20 protein-coding genes and 1 pseudogene are annotated in these 23,566 nt (G+C 70.4%); 13 read left to right on the plus strand and 8 right to left on the minus strand.

Features of this window, described 5'->3' with window-relative positions:
* The first annotated feature begins 80 nt into the window (after window positions 1-80).
* The 5 genes from ACZ6SD_RS12820 (at window position 81) to ACZ6SD_RS12840 (ending at window position 4,722) form a co-directional block, all read left to right on the plus strand.
* Window positions 81-1,472 (plus strand): class II fumarate hydratase, encoded by a 1,392-nt coding sequence (locus ACZ6SD_RS12820; protein WP_465317092.1) that lies wholly within the window; start codon window positions 81-83, stop codon window positions 1,470-1,472.
* A 93-nt stretch (window positions 1,473-1,565) separates the two neighbouring features.
* Window positions 1,566-2,288 (plus strand): ESX secretion-associated protein EspG, encoded by a 723-nt coding sequence (locus ACZ6SD_RS12825; RefSeq protein ID WP_465317093.1) that lies wholly within the window; start codon window positions 1,566-1,568, stop codon window positions 2,286-2,288.
* A gap of 20 nt (window positions 2,289-2,308) precedes the next feature.
* Complete coding sequence (locus ACZ6SD_RS12830; protein ID WP_465317094.1) at window positions 2,309-2,764, plus strand: hypothetical protein; 456 nt, start codon at window positions 2,309-2,311, stop codon at window positions 2,762-2,764.
* A gap of 9 nt (window positions 2,765-2,773) precedes the next feature.
* A complete protein-coding gene (locus tag ACZ6SD_RS12835) occupies window positions 2,774-3,397 on the plus strand; it encodes a DUF3558 domain-containing protein (protein WP_465317095.1) in 624 nt (207 codons plus the stop codon).
* Window positions 3,398-3,471: 74 nt separating this feature from the next.
* Window positions 3,472-4,722, plus strand: a complete 1,251-nt coding sequence (locus ACZ6SD_RS12840; protein WP_465317096.1) for a hypothetical protein — start codon at window positions 3,472-3,474, stop codon at window positions 4,720-4,722.
* A 103-nt stretch (window positions 4,723-4,825) separates the two neighbouring features.
* Here ACZ6SD_RS12840 and ACZ6SD_RS12845 read toward each other — a convergent pair whose 3' ends face one another.
* Window positions 4,826-5,137, minus strand: a complete 312-nt coding sequence (locus tag ACZ6SD_RS12845; protein WP_465317097.1) for a DUF397 domain-containing protein — start codon at window positions 5,135-5,137, stop codon at window positions 4,826-4,828.
* Window positions 5,138-5,152: 15 nt separating this feature from the next.
* The gene (locus ACZ6SD_RS12850; RefSeq protein ID WP_465317098.1) at window positions 5,153-6,073 is read right to left on the minus strand and encodes a DMT family transporter; all 921 of its coding nucleotides are present in this window, start codon (window positions 6,071-6,073) and stop codon (window positions 5,153-5,155) included.
* 101 nt (window positions 6,074-6,174) lie between these two features.
* On the opposite strand from ACZ6SD_RS12850, the gene pdxR reads away from it, so the two are divergent.
* A complete protein-coding gene (gene pdxR / locus ACZ6SD_RS12855) occupies window positions 6,175-7,575 on the plus strand; it encodes a MocR-like pyridoxine biosynthesis transcription factor PdxR (RefSeq protein ID WP_465317099.1) in 1,401 nt (466 codons plus the stop codon).
* On the opposite strand, the gene ACZ6SD_RS12860 is transcribed toward pdxR, so the two are convergent.
* Window positions 7,553-8,254, minus strand: a complete 702-nt coding sequence (locus tag ACZ6SD_RS12860) for a hypothetical protein (RefSeq protein ID WP_465317100.1) — start codon at window positions 8,252-8,254, stop codon at window positions 7,553-7,555. The two genes, pdxR and ACZ6SD_RS12860, sit on opposite strands and share 23 nt — an antisense overlap.
* Before the next feature lie 26 nt (window positions 8,255-8,280).
* Window positions 8,281-10,047 carry a substrate-binding domain-containing protein gene (locus ACZ6SD_RS12865; protein ID WP_465317101.1) on the minus strand — a complete coding sequence of 589 codons (1,767 nt, stop codon included), beginning with the start codon at window positions 10,045-10,047 and terminating at the stop codon, window positions 8,281-8,283.
* A gap of 209 nt (window positions 10,048-10,256) precedes the next feature.
* Between ACZ6SD_RS12865 and ACZ6SD_RS12870 the strand changes: the two genes are divergently transcribed.
* The 5 genes and pseudogenes from ACZ6SD_RS12870 to ACZ6SD_RS12890 all read left to right on the plus strand — a co-directional run bounded on the left by ACZ6SD_RS12870 (window position 10,257) and on the right by ACZ6SD_RS12890 (window position 16,229).
* Entirely contained in the window at window positions 10,257-11,780 is a 1,524-nt protein-coding gene (locus tag ACZ6SD_RS12870; RefSeq protein ID WP_465317171.1) for an ATP-dependent DNA ligase, read from the plus strand.
* Between the two features lie 56 nt (window positions 11,781-11,836).
* Window positions 11,837-12,689 (plus strand): annotated as a pseudogene (locus tag ACZ6SD_RS12875) (IS110 family transposase).
* A gap of 286 nt (window positions 12,690-12,975) precedes the next feature.
* Window positions 12,976-14,412, plus strand: coding sequence for a GuaB1 family IMP dehydrogenase-related protein (locus ACZ6SD_RS12880; protein WP_465317102.1), 1,437 nt, complete (start codon window positions 12,976-12,978; stop codon window positions 14,410-14,412).
* A gap of 42 nt (window positions 14,413-14,454) precedes the next feature.
* The gene (locus tag ACZ6SD_RS12885) at window positions 14,455-15,459 is read left to right on the plus strand and encodes an ABC transporter ATP-binding protein (protein ID WP_465317103.1); all 1,005 of its coding nucleotides are present in this window, start codon (window positions 14,455-14,457) and stop codon (window positions 15,457-15,459) included.
* Window positions 15,456-16,229, plus strand: coding sequence for an ABC transporter permease (locus ACZ6SD_RS12890; protein WP_465317104.1), 774 nt, complete (start codon window positions 15,456-15,458; stop codon window positions 16,227-16,229). Before ACZ6SD_RS12885 ends, ACZ6SD_RS12890 begins: the two co-directional genes overlap by 4 nt.
* Before the next feature lie 309 nt (window positions 16,230-16,538).
* Here ACZ6SD_RS12890 and ACZ6SD_RS12895 read toward each other — a convergent pair whose 3' ends face one another.
* Together ACZ6SD_RS12895 and ACZ6SD_RS12900 are read right to left on the minus strand one after the other, a co-directional pair.
* Window positions 16,539-17,930 carry a PhoH family protein gene (locus tag ACZ6SD_RS12895; protein WP_465317105.1) on the minus strand — a complete coding sequence of 464 codons (1,392 nt, stop codon included), beginning with the start codon at window positions 17,928-17,930 and terminating at the stop codon, window positions 16,539-16,541.
* 418 nt (window positions 17,931-18,348) lie between these two features.
* Window positions 18,349-19,125, minus strand: a complete 777-nt coding sequence (locus ACZ6SD_RS12900) for an isoprenyl transferase (protein ID WP_465317106.1) — start codon at window positions 19,123-19,125, stop codon at window positions 18,349-18,351.
* 49 nt (window positions 19,126-19,174) lie between these two features.
* Here ACZ6SD_RS12900 and ACZ6SD_RS12905 point away from each other — a divergent pair, with 49 nt between their 5' ends.
* Entirely contained in the window at window positions 19,175-19,612 is a 438-nt protein-coding gene (locus tag ACZ6SD_RS12905) for a CoA-binding protein (protein ID WP_465317107.1), read from the plus strand.
* A gap of 75 nt (window positions 19,613-19,687) precedes the next feature.
* Complete coding sequence (gene trhA / locus ACZ6SD_RS12910; protein WP_465317172.1) at window positions 19,688-20,347, plus strand: PAQR family membrane homeostasis protein TrhA; 660 nt, start codon at window positions 19,688-19,690, stop codon at window positions 20,345-20,347.
* A 532-nt stretch (window positions 20,348-20,879) separates the two neighbouring features.
* Here trhA and ACZ6SD_RS12915 read toward each other — a convergent pair.
* Complete coding sequence (locus tag ACZ6SD_RS12915; protein WP_465317108.1) at window positions 20,880-21,431, minus strand: hypothetical protein; 552 nt, start codon at window positions 21,429-21,431, stop codon at window positions 20,880-20,882.
* An 85-nt stretch (window positions 21,432-21,516) separates the two neighbouring features.
* Window positions 21,517-23,517: a thioredoxin domain-containing protein gene (locus ACZ6SD_RS12920; RefSeq protein ID WP_465317109.1), complete on the minus strand. Its 2,001-nt coding sequence runs from the start codon at window positions 23,515-23,517 to the stop codon at window positions 21,517-21,519.
* Window positions 23,518-23,566 lie beyond the last annotated feature (49 nt).

Here is a 23,566-nt window from a genome sequence, read left to right on the forward strand (position 1 = left end):
TCACGCGTGGTGGGCGTCCTCACACCACCCTATGGGAGAACGACCATGCCCGAACCGGAGAACGGGACGAAACTGGACGTATGGGCGACTTCCGCATCGAGCACGACACCATGGGCGAGGTCCGCGTTCCCGCCGAGGCGCTGTGGCGGGCGCAGACGCAGCGCGCGGTGGAGAACTTCCCGATCTCCGGGCGGGGCCTTGAGCGCACGCAGATCCGCGCGCTCGGTCTGCTCAAAGCCGCGGCGGCGCGGGCGAACGCGCGACTGGGGGTGCTCGCCCCCGACGTGGCCGACGCGATCGCCGCGGCGGCGCAGGAGGTCGCCGACGGCGCGCACGACGCGCACTTCCCCATCGACGTGTTCCAGACCGGGTCCGGCACGTCGTCCAACATGAACGCCAACGAGGTCATCGCGACCCTGGCCACCCGCGCCCTCGGCCGCGACGTGCACCCCAACGACCACGTCAACGCGTCCCAGTCGTCCAACGACACCTTCCCAACGACGCTGCGCCTCGCCGCGACCGAGGCCGTGGTGGCCGACGTGATCCCGGCGCTGGAACAGCTCGCCGCGGCCATCGAGGACCGCGCGGCGCAGTGGGCGGACGTGGTGAAGTCCGGCCGCACGCACCTGATGGACGCCGTGCCGATCACCCTCGGCCAGGAGGCTGGCGCGTGGGCGACGCAGGTCCGCCACGGCGTCGAGCGGCTGCGCTCGACCCTGCCCCGGCTCGGCGAGCTGCCGATCGGCGGCACCGCGGTCGGCAGCGGCCTCAACGCCCCCGAGGGCTTCGGCGCCGAGGTGGCGCGGGAGTTGGCCGCGGTCACCGGGCTCCCGGTCACCGAGGCTGGCGACCACTTCGAGGCCCAGGCCACCCAGGACTCGGTCGTGGAGGCGTCCGGGCAGCTCAGGACGGTCGCGGTGGCCCTGTTCAAGATCGCCAACGACCTGCGCTGGCTGGGTTCCGGCCCGCGCACCGGCCTGGCGGAACTGGCCCTGCCCGACCTGCAGCCCGGCTCGTCGATCATGCCCGGCAAGGTCAACCCGGTGATCCCCGAGGCGACGATGATGGTCGTGGCCCAGGTCATCGGCAATGACGCGGCGGTGGCGTTCGCGGGCAGCCAGGGCAACTTCCAGCTCAACGTGATGCTGCCGGTCATCGCCCGCAACATCCTGGAGTCCGCCCGCCTGCTCGCCGCCGTCGCCCGCCTGCTCGCCGAGAAGGTCATCGCAGGCGTCGAGCCGAACGTCGACCGCCTCCGCGAGCACGCCGAGTCGTCCCCGTCGATCGTGACCCCGCTCAACGCGTACCTGGGGTATGAGGAAGCGGCGTCGATCGCGAAGCAGTCGCTGAAGGAGCGCAAAACCATTCGCGAGGTCGTCCTGGAACGCGGCCATGTCGCGGCGGGCAAGCTCACCGAACAGCAGTTGGACGAGGCCCTCGACGTCCTGCGCATGGCGCGCGGCGGCCGGTAGTCCGCTTTCGCGGAACCCGACCGGCCCGTCTCCCGTGCTCGGTACTCTCACGCGCGGGAAACACCGCCACGAGGTCATGGGGGATTAGCTTCGGTGCTCGACAAACCGATCACACTGTCCGCGTCGGCGCTGGCCAGAGTCATCAAGGCGGAGAACATCGGGGAACCGCACATCGCCCTGGCCCCCACCGCCTCCTGGCAGCCCAGGGACGCCGAGCACACCGCCGACATCCAGGCCCGCGCCGAAATCCAGCGCCTAGGCGGGCTCGACCGCCGCGGCCGACTCGACGCCGACCTGGCCGCCACCCTCACCCTGCTCTGCAAAGCCGCCGTCGAGTTCTACGGCTGGCTCACCACCGCCGACACCACCACCAGCGCCCTAGCCGCCGCCACCGGCCGCGACGCCGTCCTGGCCACCCGCACCGGCGACACCGTGCACCTGCGCCAGGCCACCCCCGACGACCTCGCCGCCCTCCTCGTCGCCCAAACCCCCGACGTGCCCCCCGGCCGAGGCAACACCGTCACCCTCACCTCCGACGACCTGCCGTCCCCCACCCACCGCGGCTCCCCACAGGTCCGCCTGGCCCAACGCATCGCCGAACTCCCCACCACCGGCAGCGGCCTCCTCTACACCGCGATCCGCGACCGCCTCGGCCGCAGGCAGGCCGTCACCCACCCCCTGCGCTACATCGACACGGTCCACGGCCGCTGGCTCAGCCACGCCCGCCCCGGCACCGGCCTCACCATCGCCCCCGCCGACCACCGCGCCCTGATCACCCGCCTCACCGACATGCACCGCACCCTGACCAACCGCTGACACACACAAAGGGGGAACCCATGCCCGAAGGAACCGAACCGGCACCCGCCGACCTCGAAACACAGGTCGCGACCGAGGTAGCCCTCCGCAAGCTGCTCAAGATCCCGGGACACCTGTTCCCCGGCGCCCCCACCCCCGGCATCGCCCCCACCAGCGGCGACGGCCACTACGCCATCTCCAGCATCGCCGAACTCGACAGCCTGATCGAGCAGTGGCAGGCCCTCAGCCACCGGATCTCCGTCAACGGCCAGAAGTTGGAGTTCGCGCGTGCCATGATCGAGCCACTAGCCGGAGACGAGGCGAGCAAGCGGGAAGCCGAAGCGAGCAGCGCCAGCATCCAAGCCGCGATCAACCACAATCGCAGCATGGACGACTACGCGCGCGGGTACGTCGATACGCTCATCGCGGCCCGCCACGAGTACGAGAACACCGAAGGCCACAACACCACAACCATGAACACCGCCGACGGAGCCTGACACCTCACCATGCGTCTTCTCACCCTGACCGGCCTCGCCCTGACCGCCGTCGTGCTCACCGCTTGCACCGAAAACGGCACCCCCACACCCGCGCCCGGCACCACTGGCGCCAGCTCAGGATCCAGCGCCCCTACCAGCAGCGCGTCCACAGCGGACAACACCTATGGGGCACCCCGAGTCGCCGACCCCATTGACGCCGCCGCTTTCGTGGAAAAACCCTGCACGCTGCTGACCAGTGCCCAAACCAGCGCCTTGGGCTTCGCCCCCCAGGGCACCCAAGAGGTGGTCAGGGAAACCCCGCACTGCTACTGGCGCAGCCCTGACGGCCGCGCCTACTACAGTATCGGATTCCTGCCCACTAACGAGGGCGGCCTGTCCGACCACTACCGCGAGAACGAAACCAACCCCAACTTCGCCGCTTACTGGGAACCCACCACAGTCACCGGCTACCCAGCGGTCTTTGAAGATGGCAGCGACGACCGCGATCGCGGGTACTGCAACTTGATCGTCGGCGTCCGCGATGAGCTCACCTTCCGCGTCGGCGCCCGCGGCGGAGCCAAAGGAAAAGCCTGCGACGACAAGATCAAGCAAATCGCCGAACAGGTTATCGTCACCTTGAAAAACGGGGGATGAGACGGCCGTACCCCGTTGAGGAATCTACATGGACTTCTGACATACCGAAGGCGTCGTAAGAAAGGGGGTGTGACGTGACGGGGCTTACCGGACAGCAGATTTTCGACAACTTCCACAATCCTCAGGGAGTGGAGAAGCGGCACGGCGTCGCTAATGGCCTGCGAGAGTTGATGGCCGAGTACGACCAATGCGCGGATGACGTGTTGGCGCTGACGAAATCCATGGACTCGATCTGGCAAGGGGATGCCTCTGGAGCGGCGCAGCGGGGGGCGGGTCCGCTGGTGGTGGAGCATCGGCTGGCCTCGCCGGAGTTCGGGAAGGCGCAGGACCTCACCACGCGGCAGTTGGATTCGTTCGAGCAGGCCAAGAACTCGGTGCAGCCGATTCCGGAGCAGCCGAAGGAACCTGGGTTCTGGGACGATGTGACCAGCCTGGGTGGGGCCAGCGATGACTACGAAGGCAAGCTGCGGGAGTACAACGCGGCGAATGAGCACAACGTCGCGGTGATGCGCGCCTACGAGGACGCCTCCGGGTACAACGGGGGTGGGATGCCCACCGAGTTCGGGGAGATGGCCCCGCCGCCGGGTGCGGTGGACGTGCAGGAAGCGGCGCCGCCGCCCAGTGAGCGGGTTGACCCGCCTGCGCGGCGGGAGCCGCCGACGACGACCGGTGGGGGCGGCGACGGCGGTGGGAGTGACTCGGCTTGGCGGACGACGGGCAGCCTGCTGGAGGACGACCCGGCGACGGGGCCTTCGCAGTCGACGGGCGCGAGTGGGTGGACGCCGCCCGCGGCGACGCCGGGGCCGGGGGAGCTTGGGCCGGGGCGGACGCCGGTCGGGCCGCCCGGTGGGTCTGGGATTCCGGTGCAGCCGCCGGGGATGGTGCCGCCGGTGAACTCGCTGCGGGGGCCCGGTGGCGGACCGGGCGGACGCGGCGGTGGCGGCGGGTTCGGACCGGGTGGTTCCGGGGGCCGGGGCGGCGGCGGGTTCGGACCGGGCGGTTCCGGGGCGCGTGGTGGCGGGGGCGGCGGCTTCGGGCCGAACAACCCGGGTGGCAGTGTGAGCGGCACTGGTTCCGGGGCGGGCCCGCGTTCCGGGGCGTTGGCGGGCATGGGCGCGGACGACGGGCATGGCGCGCAGAACCGCGGCGCGGCGGCGGGCGGTGGCCGGGGCGGAGCCGGTGGGCCGATGGGTGGCGGCGGCGGGGGCGGTGGCCAAGGCGGGGAGGACAGCGAGCGCACGGCGCCGTCCTACCTGTTGGAGGCTGATCCCGACGCGCTCTTCGGCACCGACGAGATCACCGCTCCACCGGTCATCGGCGAGTAGCGAGACCGTGAAGGCGGCCCGCATGCGGGCCGCCTTCACGGCGCCTGGTTGACGGTTCCACCCGAGCGAGGCCACCGCGTTCTGGCCCGAGCGGGCTATCTGCCTACTTGGCGGTCTTCACCAGGGCTGACAAAGCGAGCACAGACAGCACCAGAGCCAAACCGCTCACGTCCTTCGGATCACGAACCGCCGCAACCCGGTCCGCGTAAGCCAACTCCACACAGATGCCGCTGTTAGTGCTGCGGGAAACTCTCACGTCAACGCGCAGTGCCCAGATCCAGCGCACACATGCCACGCCCCTTCCGGCGCCTACTTGGCGGCCAGCGTGGAAGACGTGGACGGTCCGGGCGCACAGCGACGAAGGGTCGGCGATTATGACCCTGCGGATGCCGGACATCACGATCACTGACGTCACCGGTAGGCATCGTGCTCAGCGCGGTGCTGGGTGGGCACGTGGCCGAGACGCTGGAGTGGATCGCCTCGTTTGGTGGGGAGGGCTGAACAGGCCGAGCGCGGCGCCCGCGCCGACGACCAGGACGCCAACTATCGCCGTCCACGTAAGGGATTGCGCTCCCATCGCCACGGACACGATCAGCCCGGCCACCGGCATGGCGCCGATCAGGACACCAGCCCGGTCCGCGCCGAGAACGGTGACAGCCTGGTACCAGAGCACGAAGGCGACCACGGTCAGCACTGCCACCACCGCCAAAGCGCTTACCTCCGCCCCGGTAGGCGCGCGCCAAGCCTCCCGACCGTCCACAAAGGTCGCCAAGGCGATACCCCCGCCCGTCGCGATCACATGGCACCACAGGGAAACCGGCAAGGCGCCGCGCCTGCGGACCACGTTTACCGCGAGCAAGGTAAACGCCGCTTCACAGAGCATGGTCAGCACTGCCAGCAAGAGACCAGGACCGGACCAGGTGCCACCGCCAGACAGCACTGCCACCCCCGCGACCACCACCGCCGCGCCAACGAGAGTGCGGAAAGCGGGCCTCTTACGCGCGAGCATCGGCCCGAGGGCGGCGAGCACCAGCGGGCTCCCGCCCAGCACCGCGGCGACCAGCCCGGGTTCGGCGTGGTGCTGCGCGGCGATCATGGCGGCGTTGAACCCGAGCATCCCCACCGCCGCGATCGCCACCAGCGCGGGCAGGTCCGCTGGCCGGGGAAGCCCGATACGGGCCCGCCGCGCCCACGCCCAGCCCGCCAGCAGCACCGCCCCGAGGCCGTAGCGCATGGACTGCCCGGAAAGCAGCGGATAGTCCACCAACAGGCCGGACACGGGGACGGAACCGCCGATCATCGCGGCGGTCAGCACACCCGCGCCGACAGCGAGCCGAGGGGAGAAGGTCACGGCGCGAGCCTGCCGACTCAGTGGACCAGAAGTAAGTTCCACTTCTTGCTTCGCGAAATGGTCCACTTCTTACCGGCGCGGCGGAAGTAGGGTCTGCGTTCATGACCGACTGGTCCGCGTTCCGTGAACTCCTGATCCCCGACCTGGCCCAGGCCCCCAGAGGCAGGCGGGGGAAGGCGCTGGAATCGGCGCTGCGGACGGCGATCCGGGAAGGCAGGCTGCCCAACGGGACACGGCTGCCGTCGAGCCGGGATCTGGCCGGGCAGCTCGGCATGGCGCGCGGCACGGTCACGGCGAGCTACGCGCAACTGACCGCGGAAGGGTATCTGCGCGCGCGGCACGGGTCCGGCACGACGGTGGCCGCCGCGCCCGCCGGGTCGGCGGCGCCCGCGCCACCGCCGATCGAGACCCGGCGGTGGCGGTACGACCTGCGGCCGGGTGTGCCCGCGTTGAGCGCTTTCCCGCGCGCCGAGTGGCAGGCGGCAAGCCGCGCGGGCCTGGCCGCGCTCTCCGACGACGAGTTGGGTTACCCCGACCCGGCCGGGCTGCCCGCGTTGCGGTCGGAGCTGGCCGCTTACCTGGGGCGGGTTAGGGCTGTCGACGCGGCGGATGTGCTGATCACTCACGGCGTCGCGGAAAGCCAGTCGCTGATCGCGGCGGTGCTGCGGAAAGCGGGGCACCGGACGATCGCGGTCGAGGACCCGACGCACCCGGGGGCGGTGGAGATGCTGGCGGCGCACGGGTTGCGCCCGGTCCCGGTGCCGGTGGACGACGCCGGGCTGCGGGTGGACCGGTTGCCGCGCACGGGCTGCCGGGCCGTGCTGGTCACCTCGGCGCACCAGTTCCCGCTCGGCGTGGTGCTCAGCCCGCAGCGCCGCCGCGCGCTGGTCGCCTGGGCGCGGGAGCGCGACGGGTACGTGCTGGAGGACGACTACGACGCCGAGCACCGCTACGACCGGCCCGCGGTCGGCACGACACAGGTGCTCGACCGCGACCGGGTTGTTTACCTGGGCAGCGTTAGCAAGGTCCTGGCGCCCGCTATCCGGCTGGGGTGGATGGTTGTGCCTGCCGCTCTACGCGATCCGGCGGTCGACCGCAAACGGCTGTCGGACTTGGGCTGCTCGCCCTTGCCGCAAGCCGCCCTGGCCCACCTGCTGCGCACCGGCGGCTACGACCGGCACCTGCGCCGCAGCAGACAGCTTTACCGCCGCAGACGCGACGCCCTGGTGGCCGCTGTCGCCGCCGAACTGCCCGACTGGCAGGCGCACGGCGTCGCGGCGGGCCTGCACCTAGTCTTGCGGCTGCCGGACGGCTCAGACGACACCGCGGTGCAGGCCGCGCTCGCCGAGCGGGGGGTGAACGCGCCCGCGCTTTCCGGCTACTCGCTTACCGAGCCGCCGTTCCCTGGCCTGGTCGTCGGTTACGCGTCCCTGTCCCCCGACCGTCTCCGCGCCGCGGTAAGCGAGATCGCCGCCGTCTTCAGCGGTCGGACAAGCCGTTAAACAGGTCGCCGATAGCGTCGCGGGCGTCGTGGAGCGCGGCGCGGGCGGAGTCGAGCGCGGCGGCCAGCGCGTCGGGGTCGCCGCCGGGAAACCGGCCGACGCCCGCGGTGACCCGGGTCAGTGCCTTCGTGATGAACTCCATGGTGTCCAGATGCAGGTCGCGCAGCGCCTGGTATTCCAGCGGCTTCGCGAGCCGGGCCTCGACTTTCCGCAGCCGGTCCGCCGCCGCCGGGTCGTCTTCGGCAAGCGGAGCCAGCCGCTCCCGCTCGTCGCGCAGCGCGGCCAGGTCGACAGCGTCGACCTTCCGCTCGATCACGGCGAGCCGTCGGCCGATCCTCTCCGCCAAGCGGACAACGCTCTCGGCCAGCGTCGCCGGTTTCGCGTACCGGGGGTCGCGCTTCGACTCCGCCCGCAAGACCGCGGCGGCGGACCGGCAGCGAACAAGCAGGCCGTCCAAGTGGACAAGCTCGGACGAACGCACGGCGGGCTTTTCGGCCCCGCCTGCCAACCTGACCGCGACCGTGACACCGCAGAACAGCGCCCCGACGCCGACCCCGGCGCTCACCGCCGCCGCGGTCGGAAGCACGTCTTCGGTAAGCGACCACGCCAAGCCGCCGACAGTGGCCGAGAGCAGTAAGACCCAGCCGTCAGTCAGTTCTGCCCGTAAGCGGGAAGTCATGCGGTCAGTCTGCCGTCACCGCCAGATCAGAAGTTCGACAGCACGGACTCGACCACCTGGGTGATGGCCGTGGGGTCGGTCGAGTCGTAGACCGCGCCCGTGGAAGCGGTGGCTATGCGTTCCAAGACAGACTTGTCGGAACTGGCGCTGTACGCGACAGCGAAGACCGGAATAGTGGGGCGGCGCGGCGCTGGCGCGATGTCGGCTAAGAGCTGCTCAAGCGAATAAGAGGACTCCCGGTATTCGTTCGCCCCGTCACTGAGCACGACCACGGCGTTGATCCGCGACGGGTCGTATCCGGCCCGCAGCGACTCCACCGCGTCCCGGACCGTGACATACAGCCCGGTGGTGCTGTCCGGGGCCATCGCGTCGACCGCCGCGGTGAGCGCGGGCCGCCGCTGCCCCACCGGCCCGATCGGCACCAGCGTGCGCCACGGCGTGCTCTCCCCCGGCCGCGCGCCGCTGAACTCCCACAGTCCGACCTGGTCGTCGTCGGCCAGCAGCGCGGGGTCGCTGATCCGCTTGGCGGCCGCCTTCGCCAGCGACATCCGGGTGTTCTCTGCGCTGACCCGCTCGCTCATGCTGCCCGACACGTCCACGACGAACAGCACGTTGGCCCGTTTGCGCACGTCCTCCCAGAGATCGCGCACGGCCTGCATCGCGGGTTCCTCCGGGGTCGCCACCGGCCGGTAACCCTCGCGGTCCTGGGCGGCGCGGAACCCGGCGTCGATGAACCGCTGCTGCTGGGCGGGCTCGGTGACGTAGTCCAGGAACACTCGGGCGGCCTCTTGTTTGGCGGGGTCAGCCCAGGGCAGCACCAGGTAAGGGTTGTCGTGCAGCGTTGTGCCCTCTTCGGGCAAGACCGGCACCAGCTTCGTCTGCGGCGGTGTGCGGGGATCGCCGGACCCGACGAGGTGCCCCTGGTTGTAGCGGCGGACGACGAACTCCTCCAGCACGACGGCGTTGATGTAGCCCGACGCGTCGCCCCGCCGGTCCGCCTCGTAGAGGTTGTTCACGAACCCCGACGACGTCTCGCCGTAGTGCACCGCCGCCGCCTCGACGGCGGCCACGTCGGCACGGACGCGCGGGTCCAGCAGGGTCTCCGCGGTAAGAGGCGCGCCGTTAAGCACGGCTGACACCAACGAGATAGTCGCGTTGAGCCCCGTGGTCGACTCTCTCGGGTTCGTCTTACCGAGGGTGAACCGCCCCCATTCCGGTTTCCCGCGCGCGGCCCAGCCCTGCGGATCGCGGGCCAGCGCGAGCAGGTCCTTCCACCCGAGACCGCCGTTGGCGACCCCGAGAGCGTTGGCCACCGGCTCCGGCATGGCGATCACCAACGGCGTCGAGGTGACCGACGGGACGTCCTGCGGCACCTGGATCGGGTTGGCGACCCCGTTGGCGCGGTCGTAGCGCAGCCGCTGCAACCACACACTGGACGACGGCGTGAACACGTCCGGCCGCGGCCCGTCCACCGCCTCGTCCCACTGTTGATCAGCGCCCCGGCGAAGCAGCCGCACCACGTCACTGGTCTGCCGGACCTCGACCCGGGGTCGCACGCAGCGGCCGTCGCCGATGCCGCGCCCGGAGGTGGCGACGCCCTCGGCCAGCGCCGCGAGGATCGGGGCCTTCTCGTCGGAGCTGAACACCAGGAACTCGACGCAGTCGCTGGAGGTGGCGACGTTCTTGCCGCCATCGGCGTCGGTCGGCGCGCACTGCCGGATCACCACGATCACTAGCAGCGCGACAACGGCGGCGGCGGCCAGGGACAGTGCCCGGCGGCGCGAAGGGGTCATCACGTCCACTTCCGTGTGGGGATGAGGAGACATAAGAGGCATCGGGATAGACGGGCCGCTGATGACGCGATCACACGGAAACTGTAGTCAGAGAGCCATAAGTTGGCCGGGAATCCCCCTGTTGTTCATGAAGTCTTGGCCCCGGTGAACACGGAGCCGACACCGCGTCTCCGGCGATTGTCGGTGGTCAGGGGCACGATGGGGCGGTGCTGACGTTCGCGGAGGTGGTCGCGGTCTCGGCCGAGGTCGGGGAGACCCGGTCACGGCTGGCGAAGGTGGCCGCCCTGGCGACGCTGCTACGGCGGGCGGAGGGGGCCGCGGAGACCGAGGCGGTGGTCTCGTTCCTCGCGGGCGCGCCGAGGCAGGGGCGGATCGGGGCGGGGTGGCGGACGATCGTCGCGTTGGCACCGGAGCCTGCCGCGGCGGCGACGCTGACGGTCGGCGACGTCGACCGCGCGCTGGGGGACGTGGCGGGGTCGGCGGGCAAGGGGTCGGCGGGGCGGCGGGCGGCGGTGCTGGGCGAGTTGTTCGCCGCCGCGACCGCCGATGAGCAGCGGTTCCTGCGGGCGCTGCTGACCGGCGAGCTGCGGCAGGGGGCGTTGGAGGGGGTGATGCTCGACGCGGTGGCCAGGGCGAGCGGGGTGCCCGGGGAAGGTGTGCGGCGGGCCTTCATGCTGTCCGGGCGGCTGCCCGAGACGGCCGCGGCGGCGCTGAGCGGCGGGGCGGAGGCGTTGGCCGCGGTCCGGCTGGAGCTGGGCAGACCAGTCCGCCCGATGCTGGCCGCGCCCGGGGCGTCGCTGGCGGAGGCGGTGGCTGAGCTGCGGCCGTGCCTGGTGGAGTACAAGATGGACGGCGCGCGCATCCAGGTCCACAAACGCGGCGACGACGTGCGGGTGTTCACCAGGACCCTGCGCGAGATCACCGGCAGCGTCCCGGAACTGGTCGAGGTCGTGCGCGGATTGCCGTGCCGGTCGACAGTGCTCGACGGCGAGACGCTGGCGCTGACCGACGAGGGCAGGCCGCGGCCGTTCCAGGAGACGATGAGCCGCTTCGGCAGCACGGTCGAGGAGCAGGTGAAGGCGCTGCTGCTGCGCCCCTACTTCTTCGACTGCCTCCACTTGGACGGCGATGACCTGATCGACGCGCCGCTGCGCGCCCGCGCCGCCGCGCTGCGCCGCGCCGTCGGCGACCACGTGATCCCCGGCCTGGTCGACCCCACCGTCGCCGAGGCGGAAGACCTGACCGCCGCCGCCTTAGCCGCTGGCCACGAAGGCGTGATGGTCAAGGACCTCGATGCGCCGTATCAAGCGGGCAGGCGGGGGAAGGCGTGGCAGAAGGTCAAACCCGTGCACACCCTCGACCTGGTGGTCCTCGGTGCCGAATGGGGCCACGGACGGCGCACCGGCGTCCTGTCCAACCTGCACCTGGGCGCCCGCGACCCCGACGGCGGCCCACCGGTCATGGTCGGCAAGACGTTCAAGGGCCTCACCGACACCCTGCTCCGCTGGCAGACCGAAGAGTTCCTGAAACACGAGTCGCACCGCGACAACTGGACCGTCTACTTGCGACCCGAGATCGTGGTCGAGATCGCCCTGGACGGCGTCCAGGTCAGCACCCGCTACCCCGGCGGCGTGGCCCTCCGCTTCGCCCGCGTCGTGCGCTACCGCCCCGACAAGGCCCCCGCCGACGCCGACACCATCGACACCGTCCGCGCGCTCCTGCCCGGCCGCTGAGCCGCCCCGCTTCCCGCACCGGCAAGACACCGCCCTGACCCCTTCCGGCATGACAGATGACCAGCGGTTACCAGGTGTTCCTCGGCCTGAATGTCCGCAAGGGCGAGCACCACGCCGTCGACCTGGACCCCGCAGGCAAACGGCTGCACGACACGCAGACGCCCAACAGCGAACCGAAGCTGCGAGCGTTGCTCGACAAGCTCGCCACGCACGGGCCGCTGCTGGTGGTGGTCGATCAACCCGCCACAATCAGGGCGTTGCCGATCGCCGTGGCCCGTGCGGCCGGTCACCAGGTGGCCTACCTGCCCGGGCCAGCCATGCACCGTATCGCCGACCTCTACCCGGGCCGAGCGAAGACCGACGCCCGGGACGCGTTCGTCATCGCCGACGCCGCCCGCTCGCTGCCCCACACACCGCGCCCAGTCGACGTCGGCGACGACGCCCTGGCCGACACCGTGCCGCCCCGACTCGCCGACAGCCTGAAAACCGTTCTGGCGCAACGCGAACAAGTCACCACCGAGGTCGAGGAAATCCTCGATACGCACCCTCTTGCCGCCGGTCCGGACCTCGATGCCCGGCACCGGAGTCAGGACCGCCGCCCGCACCCTGCTCGAAATCGGCGACGCCCCAGCATCCAAGTCCTCCGCTCACCAGGCCGCATACGCTGGCATCGCCCCGGTCACCCCCGGCTCCGGCTCCTCGACCAAGGACGAACACCCCGCCCGCACCGGCAACCGCAAACTCAAACGAGCGTTCTACCTGGCCGCGTTCGCCGCGCTGGCCGACCCCACCAGCAAGGCCCACTACGACCGAAAGAGAGCCGAGGGCAAGAAACACAACGCCGCACTGATCTGCCTGGCCCGGCGCCGCTGCGACGTCCTGTCCGCGATGCTCCGCAACAAGACCTAACTACCGGCACCCCAAGACTGTTCCGCCCTAGTCGCGGCTTGACAACCACATAGGGACACCCCCTGGGGTCGAGCCCTGTTCCATCCTATCGGCGCAGGTCAGGGCGAGAAAGAGGGTCGCGAAAACTGTGGATAACTCGCCTGTCGAAACACGATTGGGGTAGGGAATCTGTGGACAACGTGACGCCTTCCACCCGATTGGGGCATTGGTGAACGGCCACAACGCCCAGGCGCGGTAGGGGCTTCGGGGGCTCGCCGGGGCAGGGGTGAGGCCGTACGGTGAATCGGTGCGCTTCTACCACGGGCAGCCGGACCACGATCTCACCTACGACGACGTCTTCCTGATGCCGGGGAGGTCGGCCGTTGAGAGTCGGTTCGATGTTGATTTGTCCACATTGGACGGAACTGGCGCCACGATCCCGGTGGTCGTGGCCAATATGACCGCCGTGGCGGGGCGGCGGATGGCCGAGACCGTGGCCCGCCGCGGTGGGCTGGTGGTGTTGCCGCAGGATGTGGACCCCGAGGTGGTCGGGGGCATCGTGGGCTGGGTGAAGTCCCGGCACACCGTGTGGGACACGCCGCTGGTGCTCACCGGGGGCGACGCGGTGGCCGACGCGATGAACCTGTTGCCCAAGCGGGCGCACGGCGCGGTCGTGGTGGTCGACGCGGACGGGCGGCCGACCGGGGTGGTGAACGAGGCGGCGTGTCTCGGAGTGGACCGGTTCACTCGGTTGAGTGAGGTGGCTGACCCGGAGATCGTCACGCTTCCGGTGGACACCCCGCCAAGGGCTGTGTTCGACGCGGTGCACGGGCGGTCGGCGAAGATCGCGCTGGCGGTCGACGCCGATGGGCGGCTCGCCGGGGTGTTGACCGAGGTCGGGGCGCTGCGAGCGGGGATCTACACCCCGGCGCTCGACGCGGACGGCCGGTTGCGGGTGGCCGCGGCGGTCGGGGTCAACGGGGACGTCGCGGCGAAGGCGGCGGCGCTGTTGAAATCCGGGGTGGACACGCTGGTCGTGGACACCGCGCACGGGCACCAGGAGAAGATGCTCGCCGCCCTGCGCGCGGTGCGGTCGGTAGACCCGCTGGTGCCGGTGGTGGCGGGCAACGTGGTGACCCCCGACGGGGTGCGCGACCTGGTCGAGGCGGGCGCGGACGTGGTGAAGGTCGGCGTAGGGCCGGGCGCGATGTGCACGACCCGGATGATGACCGGCGTCGGCAGGCCGCAGTTCTCCGCCGTGGCCGAGTGCGCCGAACAAGCCCGAGAGCTAGGCAAACACGTGTGGGCGGACGGCGGTGTGCGGCATCCGCGGGACGTGGCGCTGGCGTTGGCGGCTGGCGCGGCGAGCGTGATGGTCGGGTCGTGGTTCGCGGGCACCTACGAGTCCCCCGGCGACCTGCAGCGCGACGAGCAGGGCAGGCCGTACAAGGAGTCGTTCGGCATGGCGTCCAAACGGGCCGTCACCGCGCGCACCCGCGCCGACAGCGGGTTCGACCGGGCCCGCAAGGCGCTGTTCGAGGAGGGCATCTCGTCGTCGCGGATGCGGCTCGACCCGCTCGCGCCGGGGGTGGAGGACCTGTTGGACGCGATCTGCTCCGGCGTGCGGTCGGCGTGCACCTACGCGGGCGCGCGTGACCTGGCCGAGTTCCACGAGCGGGCCGTCGTCGGCGTGCAGTCGGCCGCCGGGTTCGCCGAAGGGCGGCCGTTGCCCAGCGGTTGGTGAGTTTCGGGTGAAAACCGTTGACGACGCGCATATGGTTGCGTCGTGAGAGCAGTCGAGGTCACGGACCTTGTCAAGCTGTACAAGAAGAACCCCAAACCCGCGGTCGACGGCCTGAGCTTCACCGTCGAGTCCGGCGAGGTGTTCGGCCTGCTCGGGCCCAACGGCGCGGGCAAGACGACCACCATCGGGGTGCTGACGACGCGGGTGCTGCCGACGTCGGGAACCGCTCTGGTGCACGGCGTCGACGTGGTGAGGGACGCGACGAGAGCCCGGCAGGCGCTCGCCGTGGTGCCGCAGCGCAACAACCTCGACCGGTCGCTGAACATCCGGCAGAACCTGCTGTTCCACGCCGCCTACCACGGGGTCGGCCGCGCGGAGCGCAACGCACTCGCCGACGAGATCCTCGACCGGATGGGCCTGGCCGACCGCGCCAAGGACCGGATCGACCTCGTCTCCGGCGGCCAGGCGCAGCGGGTCATGATCGCCCGCGCGCTGATGCACCGGCCGAAGGTCATGTTCCTCGACGAGCCGTCCACCGGCCTTGACCCGCAGGCCCGCCTGTTCGTCCACGACCGCGTCAAGGACCTGCGCGACGAGGGCGTCACCGTCGTGCTGACCACCCACGACATGGACGAGGCCGCGAAGCTGTGCGACCGCGTCGGCATCGTGGACCACGGCAGGCTGCTCGCCCTCGACACCCCCGCCGCGCTGACCAAGGGCCTGCCCGGCAGCACCACGGTCGGCGTCTCGGTGAACCTGGGCGGAACCGACGCCGCCGTGGTCGAGCAGGCCCTGACCGGGATCGGCGGCGTGGAGCGAGTCGAGCGGATCGCCGCAGGCGAGCCATCCGGACCGCCGCCTGGGCCGTCCGCGGCGGACACGACGGGCGGCCAGTTCCGGCTCTACACCGGGCTGGAGCCCGCCGTGATCCTGCCCGCCGTGCTGCGCGTCCTCGGCGACACCGCCTGCGAGGTCACCGACCTGTCCATCGGCACGCCCAGCCTGGAAGACGTCTTCATCCACCTGACCGGCCGGGAGCTGCGATGACCACCGCCGTGCGCACGTTCAACTCGGTCCTGTGGCGCGACGTGTTCGTCACCGGGCGGGAACTGCCGTCGTTCCTGGCGCAGGTGCTCGTGCAGCCGTTCTTCACCCTGTTCATCTTCGGCAAGGTCCTGACCAGCCTCGGCTACGTCGGCGCCGACTACGCGGCGATCCTGCTGCCCGGCATCGTCGCCCTCAACGGCTTCCTCGGCGCGCTGCAGAACACCACCATGCCGCTGATCCTCGACTTCTCCTGGACCCGCGAGATCGAGGACCGCCTGCTCGCACCGATGCCGATCTCCTGGGTCGCGGTGGAGAAAATGCTCTTCGGTGCCCTTCGCGGCATCGTCGCGGCGGTGGTGATGATCCCGATCGGCTTCCTGATCCTCGATGACGTGCACTGGCCTGCGTCTACATGGCTGCCGGTGGGGCTGATCATCGTCTTGGGCTCGCTGGTCGGAGCCGCTATCGGGATGACTATCGGGACTTCGGTGCCGCCGCGGCGGATCAACATCATGTTCGCGGTGATTCTGATGCCGATCATGTTCACTGGCTCCACGCAGTTTCCCTGGGTGGGGTTGGAGCATCTGCGGTGGTTTCAGGTTGTGTGCGCGCTGAACCCGTTGACGTATTTCAGTGAGGCGATGCGGGCTGAGGTGGCGCCGCAGGTGCCGCATATTCCGGTCTGGGTGAGTTTGGTGGTTCTCGTTGCGGCGGGGCTTGTGTTTGGGGGGATCGGGATTAAGGGGTTCTTGCGGCGGGCTCTCGACTGAGCTGCTGCGCTCTTCGTGTTGTCTGCTCGATGGGGTGGAGTGGTTTCTCCGGGGCCCCTACGAAGGAAGATCGCCGTGTGAAAGACGGGTGGGAAGCCTACGGCCTCACACGCGCAGCCAGCTTAGCGATCTTCCTTCTCCCCCGAAGAAACCACTCCACCCCATCGAGCACCTGGCAGGGTCGAGTTCCTGCTGGTAGGAGCGTGAGTTCCTGCGGCAGTGACAGCCCTGCCGGATGGGCCGCCCGGATGGCCTGGTGTGGACCTGGGGCCGGGCTGGTGGCTGGGGGCCGCCAGCCCGGCTGCCGGGTCAGGGGGTGTGGTCCTCCAGCATTTCGGTCACCAGGGCCGCGATCGGGGAGCGCTCCGAGCGGGTGAGGGTGACGTGGGCGAAAAGGGGGTGGCCCTTGAGTTTTTCGATCACCGCTGCCACGCCGTCGTAGCGGCCTACTCGGAGGTTGTCTCGTTGGGCGACGTCGTGGGTTAGGACCACTCGGGAGCCGGAGCCCAGGCGGGAGAGGACCGTCAGCAGGACGTTGCGCTCCAGGGACTGGGCCTCGTCCACGATCACGAAGCTGTCGTGCAGGGAGCGGCCGCGGATGTGGGTCAGGGGGAGGACTTCCAGCATTCCTCGGTCCAGGACCTCATCGATCACGGGCTTGCTGACTAGGGCACCCAGGGTGTCGAACACCGCTTGGGCCCAAGGTTGCATCTTCTCGCTCTCGGAGCCCGGTAGGTAGCCCAGGTCCTGGCCGCCGACCGCGTACATGGGGCGGAAGACGATCACGCGGCGGTGCAGACCGCGTTCCATGACCGCCTCCAGGCCAGCGCACAGGGCCAGGGCCGACTTGCCGGTGCCCGCCCGGCCGCCCAGGGAGACGATGCCGACCTCGGGGTCCAGCAGGAGGTCGAGGGCGATGCGCTGCTCAGCCGAGCGGCCGTGCAGGCCGAAGGCCTCTCGGTCGCCGCGGACGAGCCTGACCTGCTTGTCGGCGGTGACCCGGCCCAGGGCGCTGCTGGAACCGGCGAGCAGGCGCAGGCCGGTGTTGCAGGGCAGGTCCAGTGGGCCGTCGACACCGAAGTCGGCCAGGTCGATGGTGCTGTCGTCGGCGCTGAACAGGGCGTCGACGGCGGCCTGGGGGACGTCGAGGTCGGTGATGCCGGTCCAGCCGGATGGGGCGACCTCGCCCGCTCGGTACTCGTCGGCGTCCAGGCCGACGGCGCCCGCTTTGACCCGCAGCGGGATGTCCTTGGTGACCAGGGTGACCGCGAGGTCCTCGGCGGCGAGGTTCAGCGCGCAGGCGAGGATGCGGGCGTCGTTGCCGTCGGTGCGGAACCCAGCCGGGAGGACTGACGGGTCGGAGTGGTTGAGCTCGATGTGCAGGGTGCCGCCGTGGTCGCCGATGGGGATCGGCTTGTCGAGCCTGCCGTGGGCGAGCCGGAGGTCATCGAGCAGCCGCAGCGTCTCCCGGGCGAACCAGCCCAGTTCGGGGTGGTGTCGCTTGCCCTCCAGCTCGCTGACCACGACCAGCGGGATCACCACCGAGTGCTCGGCGAACCTGGTCAGCGCCCAGGGGTCCGACAGCAGGACGGAGGTGTCGAGGACGTAGGTGCGCCTGGCTGGGTCGGCCTCCTGAGATGCGGTGCTGGTCGAGCCTGAGGAAAGGCCGGCAGTGCGCCTGGACGAACGCGAAGCGGTCACGGCAACTCCCTTGCGGACGCGGCACCGCATCCGCTCCTCGGTGGGCCGGGCACCAGGCCCTGGTTGGTCGCTGAAGGCGGGCGCCGGGGCTACCGACGTCCACCTCGCGTCCCACGAGGGCCGGGTGCCGGCCCCCTCGCGATCGTCATGCTCACGACCAGGGCCTCCCGGGCCGGACCGCCTTGGACACGGCCCGACACTTCGCAAGCTACCTGCGTGGTCTGACAAACGGCAGGCAGCCACACAGGTGATTTTCGGATTCGTCATCACCGCGTCATGTCGCCGCCACGTGTGACCCGACCGTCCACATACCACGCCGCGTGACCAGCGGCATCAGCCGTTCGTGTCCGAACGGTGACTTAGGGCCTGTATCGCAGTACCGGCGCGGCTGGCGTGTGCCGGTACTGCGAGACAGGCCCTAGGAGCCGAAGCGGCGGTGCCGGATGCCGTACGCCCGCAGGGCGCGCAGGAAGTCGGTGCGCCGGAAGTCCGGCCAGTACGCCTCGCAGAAGTGGAACTCCGAGTGCGCGGACTGCCAGAGCAGGAACCCGGACAGCCGCTGCTCGCCGGAGGTGCGGATGACCAGGTCCGGGTCGGGCTGCCCGGAGGTGTAGAGGTGCTCGGCGATGTGATCGACGTCGAGGACCTCGGCCAGTTCCTCGATGGTGGTGCCCGCCTCGGCGTGCTGCTGCAGCAGCTTGCGCACGGCGTCGGCGATCTCGCGCCTGCCGCCGTAGCCGACCGCGATGTTCACCTGCATCCCGGTGCGGCCCGCCGCCCGGCCCGCCGCCGCCGAGAGCCGGGACGCGGTGTCGGCGGGCAGGATGTCGAGGGCGCCGATGATCCGCAGCCGCCACGGCGCCTCCGGCTCGGCGAGCTCGTCCACGACGTCGCCGATGATCTCCAGCAGCGGCGCCAGCTCGGCCTCGTCGCGGTTGAGGTTGTCGGTGGACAGCAACCACAGGGTCACCACCTCGACCCCGACCGCGTCGCACCAGCCGAGCAGGTCGGCGATGCGCCGCGCGCCCACCCGGTGCCCGTCGTTGACGTCGGCGAACCCGGCTTCCCGCGCCCACCGGCGGTTGCCGTCGAGCATCACACCCACATGCCGGGGTGTTTGGCCGCCCGCCTGGTGGAGCAGTCGCTTCTCGTAGAGGCCATAAACGACGTCGGCTACGCGCCTGCGAAGACTCACGGCCAACGAGGGTACGCCGCCGCCCCCGGAACAGGCGCACACTGGGGACGTGCACCGAACCGGCATCGATCCGATATGGCAGGACCTCGACGTCATCGAACGCCTGGTCCGCGAATCCCGCACGGTCGCCGTCGTCGGCCTCAGCGCCGACCCGACCCGCCCCAGCCACGGCGTCGCGCGCTACCTGCGGGCGAGCGGCCTGACCGTGTTCCCCGTCAACCCGGGGCTGACGGAGTGGGAGGGCCTGCCCGCGTACGCCTCGCTCGCCGACGTGCGCGAGCACATCGACATCGTGGACGTCTTCCGGCGGCCCGAACACGCCTTGGCGGTCGCGACGGAAGCCGTTGCGGTGGGTGCCGGGGCGCTGTGGCTGCAACTGGGCGTGATCGATGAACGCGCGGCCCGGCTCGCGTCCGACGCCGGGCTGGCCGTGGTGGTGGACCGCTGCCTGGCCGTGGAGCACCGCGAGGTCGTCGGCTGGAGTTAACATGCGACCCGGGTCACAGCCGTCCGGCCGCGACCTGTCCATTGTCGTAGCCTCGGTGGCGTGCCTGCCGCGACCATGACCGGGGCGTCCGCCGGTTCCACGAAGCCGCGAATGCGCGGCGTCATCCACTTGTGGTCCTTCTTCGTGTCCCTGATTACGGGGACGACATTGTTCGCATTGGCGCTGACGGTGTCGGCTACCGCCGCGCTGGCTACCGCGGTGTACGGGGTGACCGTGCTCGGGCTGTTCGGCGTGAGCGCGCTTTATCACCGGCGGTGGTGGGTCACGGAACGGGCGCGAACGTGGATGAAGCGACTCGACCATTCGATGATCTTTTTGTTCATCGCGGGCACTTATACGCCGTTTTCCCTGCTCGCCATGGATCAGCCGACCGGGTACATCGTGCTCGGCGTGGTGTGGGGTGGGGCGCTTGCTGGGGTGGCGTTGAAGCTGCTGTGGCCGCACGCGCCGCGATGGTTGGGGACGCCGATCTATATCGCTCTGGGCTGGGTGGCGGTGTTTGTGCTGCCTCAGCTGTTGGCGAACGCTGGGGTGGCGGCGTTGGTGCTGCTGCTGACTGGGGGATTGTTCTATACGGTTGGCGCGGTGTTTTATGCCACCAAATGGCCTAATCCTTGGCCTGGGGTTTTTGGGCATCATGAGTTTTTTCATGCCGCTACTGTTTTGGCGGCTGTGTGTCATTATGTGGCTATTTGGTTTTCGATGTATTCGTGAGCTTTCTTGGCGTTGTCTGCTCGATGGGGTGGAGTGGTTTCTTCGGGGCCCCTATGAAGGAAGATCGCCGTGTGAAAGATGGATGGGATGCCTTCGGCCTCACACGCGCAGCCAGCTTAGCGATCTTCCTTCTCCCCCGAAGAAACCACTCCACCCCATCGAGCACCTGGCGAGCCTCGGTTCGGCCTGGCAGGTACTCGGGTTCGGTTCGCTGTTTGGTCCCATCGAGCATCCGGGTGGGCGTTGCTCGTTCGCGAGCGGGCCCAACAAAGACAGCCGACCGCTCCAACCGAACCCCGCAACGACTGCTTGCGCCGCCCCACAGCCCCACAACAAAACCCCACCCACCCTGGGGGCTGACCCCGCTCCAGTCTATCGCCGCAGGTCAGAGCGGGGGAAGAGGGTGAAGCGTGCCTGTGGATAACTCGGTGTCCGGGGTACAGCGGGTGGTGGTCGACACGGGTGGGGGACGTGGGTGGGGGGCTCGAAAGGAGTAGTTGGGCGATCTGGTGAGGATGGGCGGGGCTGAAGATTAGACCTCGGGGCCCTTGGCTCGGAGGTCGTCGACCTTGCTCATGGCCTCCCGTAGTTCAGTCAGCCATTCCTCGGCGTGGGCGCCGACCAGGCGGACGGTCCAGGCCAGGGCGTCCGAGCGGGAGCGGGCTACGCCTGCGTCGACCAGGGTGTCGAGGACCAGGCGTTCTGGTTGGCGGAGGCGGGTCATCACGGGGGCGGAGAGGGTGGTGAAAAGTTCCTCGGTGTCTCCCTGCCGGGCGCCCCAGGCGACTTTGCGGCGGTAGCGGTGTTCGGCTTGGCGGGCGATTTCGATGCGTTCTTCGCGGGTGTCTTCGCGGAAGCGGGCGATGCGGCCGGATTCGGCCGCGGCTCGGGCCGCGGCGTCGGGGTGGTCGGTGTCCAGGGCGGGGAGGGTGCCGACGACGAGGATTTCTTCGCGGTCGACGGTGACGGTGGGGGCGTCGGTGAACCAGCTGTCGGGGAGGCGGCCGGAGAACCAGGCGGCGGCGGCGTCGGCGGGTGGGAGGTCGGACTGCTGCCAACCCCGGGTGTTCCAGTGCTTGCGCATGTCGGGCTCCTTGATTACATGATTACCTCTCTACTCAAGTTACGCCGGTCCGCGAGTAAGCGGGAGGGTGTTCGCGAGGAGCGGATCAGGTGAGGGCGGCGACCAGCTCGTCCACTGTCGTCACGGGGCGGTCGCAGACGTATCCGCGGCACACATAGGCCGCGGGCTGGCCGTCGACCAGGGGGCGGTCGGCCAGCAGTGGGGTCTGGTCGGGCTCGCCCGCGACGATCACCGCGCCGCCGTGGGCGTGGTGGATGGCCGTGGCGACCAGTGGGGCGCGATCGTCGGCGGGGCCGACGACGGCCACCTGGACCGGGCCCTGGGCCAGTGCCTCGGCGACGGTGAGCCAGTGTCCGGCGAACCGGGGGGCGCGGGCGGCCAGCAGGCCCGCGCGGGCGACGGCCTGCTCCGCCGCCGCCCGGTATGTTCCGGCGCGGTCGACGCCCGCCAAGGCCGAGCCGAGCAGCAGGGCGCCCGCCAACGCCGAGGCGCCGGAGGGGCTGGCGTTGTCGCCGGGGTCGCTGGGGCGCCAGACCAGGGCGTCGGCGTCATCGGCTGTGTCGTGATACGCGCCGGGGGTGGTGGGGTCGGCGAAGTGGGCCAGGGCGGTGTCGAGCAGGTCGCACGCAGCGTCGAGCCAGCGGGGGTGGGCGGTGGCCTGGTGCAGAACCAGCAGGCCCTCGGCCAGGCAGCCGTAGTCCTCCAGCACCCCGGCCGCGCCGCCGACCGCGCCATTGCGGGATGTGCGGCGGAGCCTGCCGTCGGCCAAGTGCAGGCGGAGCAGCAGGTCGGCTGCGCGTTCGGCGGCGGCGACCCAGGTGGGCTCGGCCAGCGCGAGGCCTGCTTCGGCCAGGGCGGCGATGGCCAGGCCGTTCCACGCGGTGACGACCTTGTCGTCGCGGGCCGGTTGGGGGCGTTCGGCGCGGGCGGCGGTCAGCGCCGCCTTGATTCGCTGCCAGCGGGGCACGTCCTCGACTTCGCGTTGGAAGCGGAGAGTGGACGTGCCGTGCTCGAAGGTGCCGTCTTCGGTGACGCCGAGCAGGTCGGCCGCCCACGGGCCGTCGTCGGGGCCGAGGACGGCGGTGAGTTGCGCGGGCGTCCAGACGTAGGTGAGGCCCTCGACGCCTTCGGTGTCGGCGTCCAGCGACGCGGCGAAACCGCCTTCGGGGGTGACGAGGTCGGTGAGCAGGAACCGGGCGGTCTCCTCGGTCACCTCGCGGTAGCGGCCGATGCCGGTGCGGCGGGCCAGGTGTGCGTAGAGGCGCAGCAGCAAAGCGTTGTCGTACAGCATCTTCTCGAAGTGCGGCACGACCCAGGCGGCGTCCACGCTGTACCGGGCGAAGCCGCCCGCGAGCTGGTCGTTGAGGCCGCCGTCGGCCATCGCCCGCGCCGATCCCTCCACAATGGACAGCGCTTCGACCGAGCCGGTGCGCTCGTGGTGGCGCAGCAGGAACTCCAGCACCATGGTGGGCGGGAACTTCGGCGCGCCACCGAAACCGCCGTTTGCCCGGTCGTACTGGCCCAGCAGCGACGCCGCCGCGCCCGCAAGCGCCGCACTGTCCACAGGGGACTCACGCAGTGGTGTCGCGGTCGTGCCCAGTTCGGCCACGACCCGCGCCCCGGCTTCCCGGACCTGCGGGTCGCCAGACGACCACGCCTGGTGCACGGCCGTGAGCACCTGCCGGAACGAGGGCATCCCGGGGTGCGGGACAGGCGGGAAGTAGGTGCCGCAGTGGAACGGTTCGGCGGCCGGGGTGAGGAAGCAGGTCATCGGCCAGCCGCCGTGGCCGGTCATCGCCTGGGTCGCGGTCATGTAGACGGCGTCGACGTCGGGGCGTTCCTCGCGGTCGACCTTGATGTTGACGAACATCTCGTTCATCATCGCGGCCACGTCCGGGTCCTCGAACGACTCGTGCGCCATCACGTGGCACCAGTGGCAGGCCGCGTAGCCGATCGACAGCAGCACCGGCACGTCGCGGCGGGCGGCCTCGGCGAACGCCGCCTGGCCCCACTCCCACCAGTCGACCGGGTTGTCGGCGTGCTGGAGCAGGTAGGGGCTGGTGGAGTCCTTGAGCCGGTTCGCCATGGCACCAGCCTCTCAAATCGAGTGTGGCCGGGCACGGCGGTGCGCGACA

The organism is Actinokineospora sp. NPDC051303 (assembly GCF_055586285.1).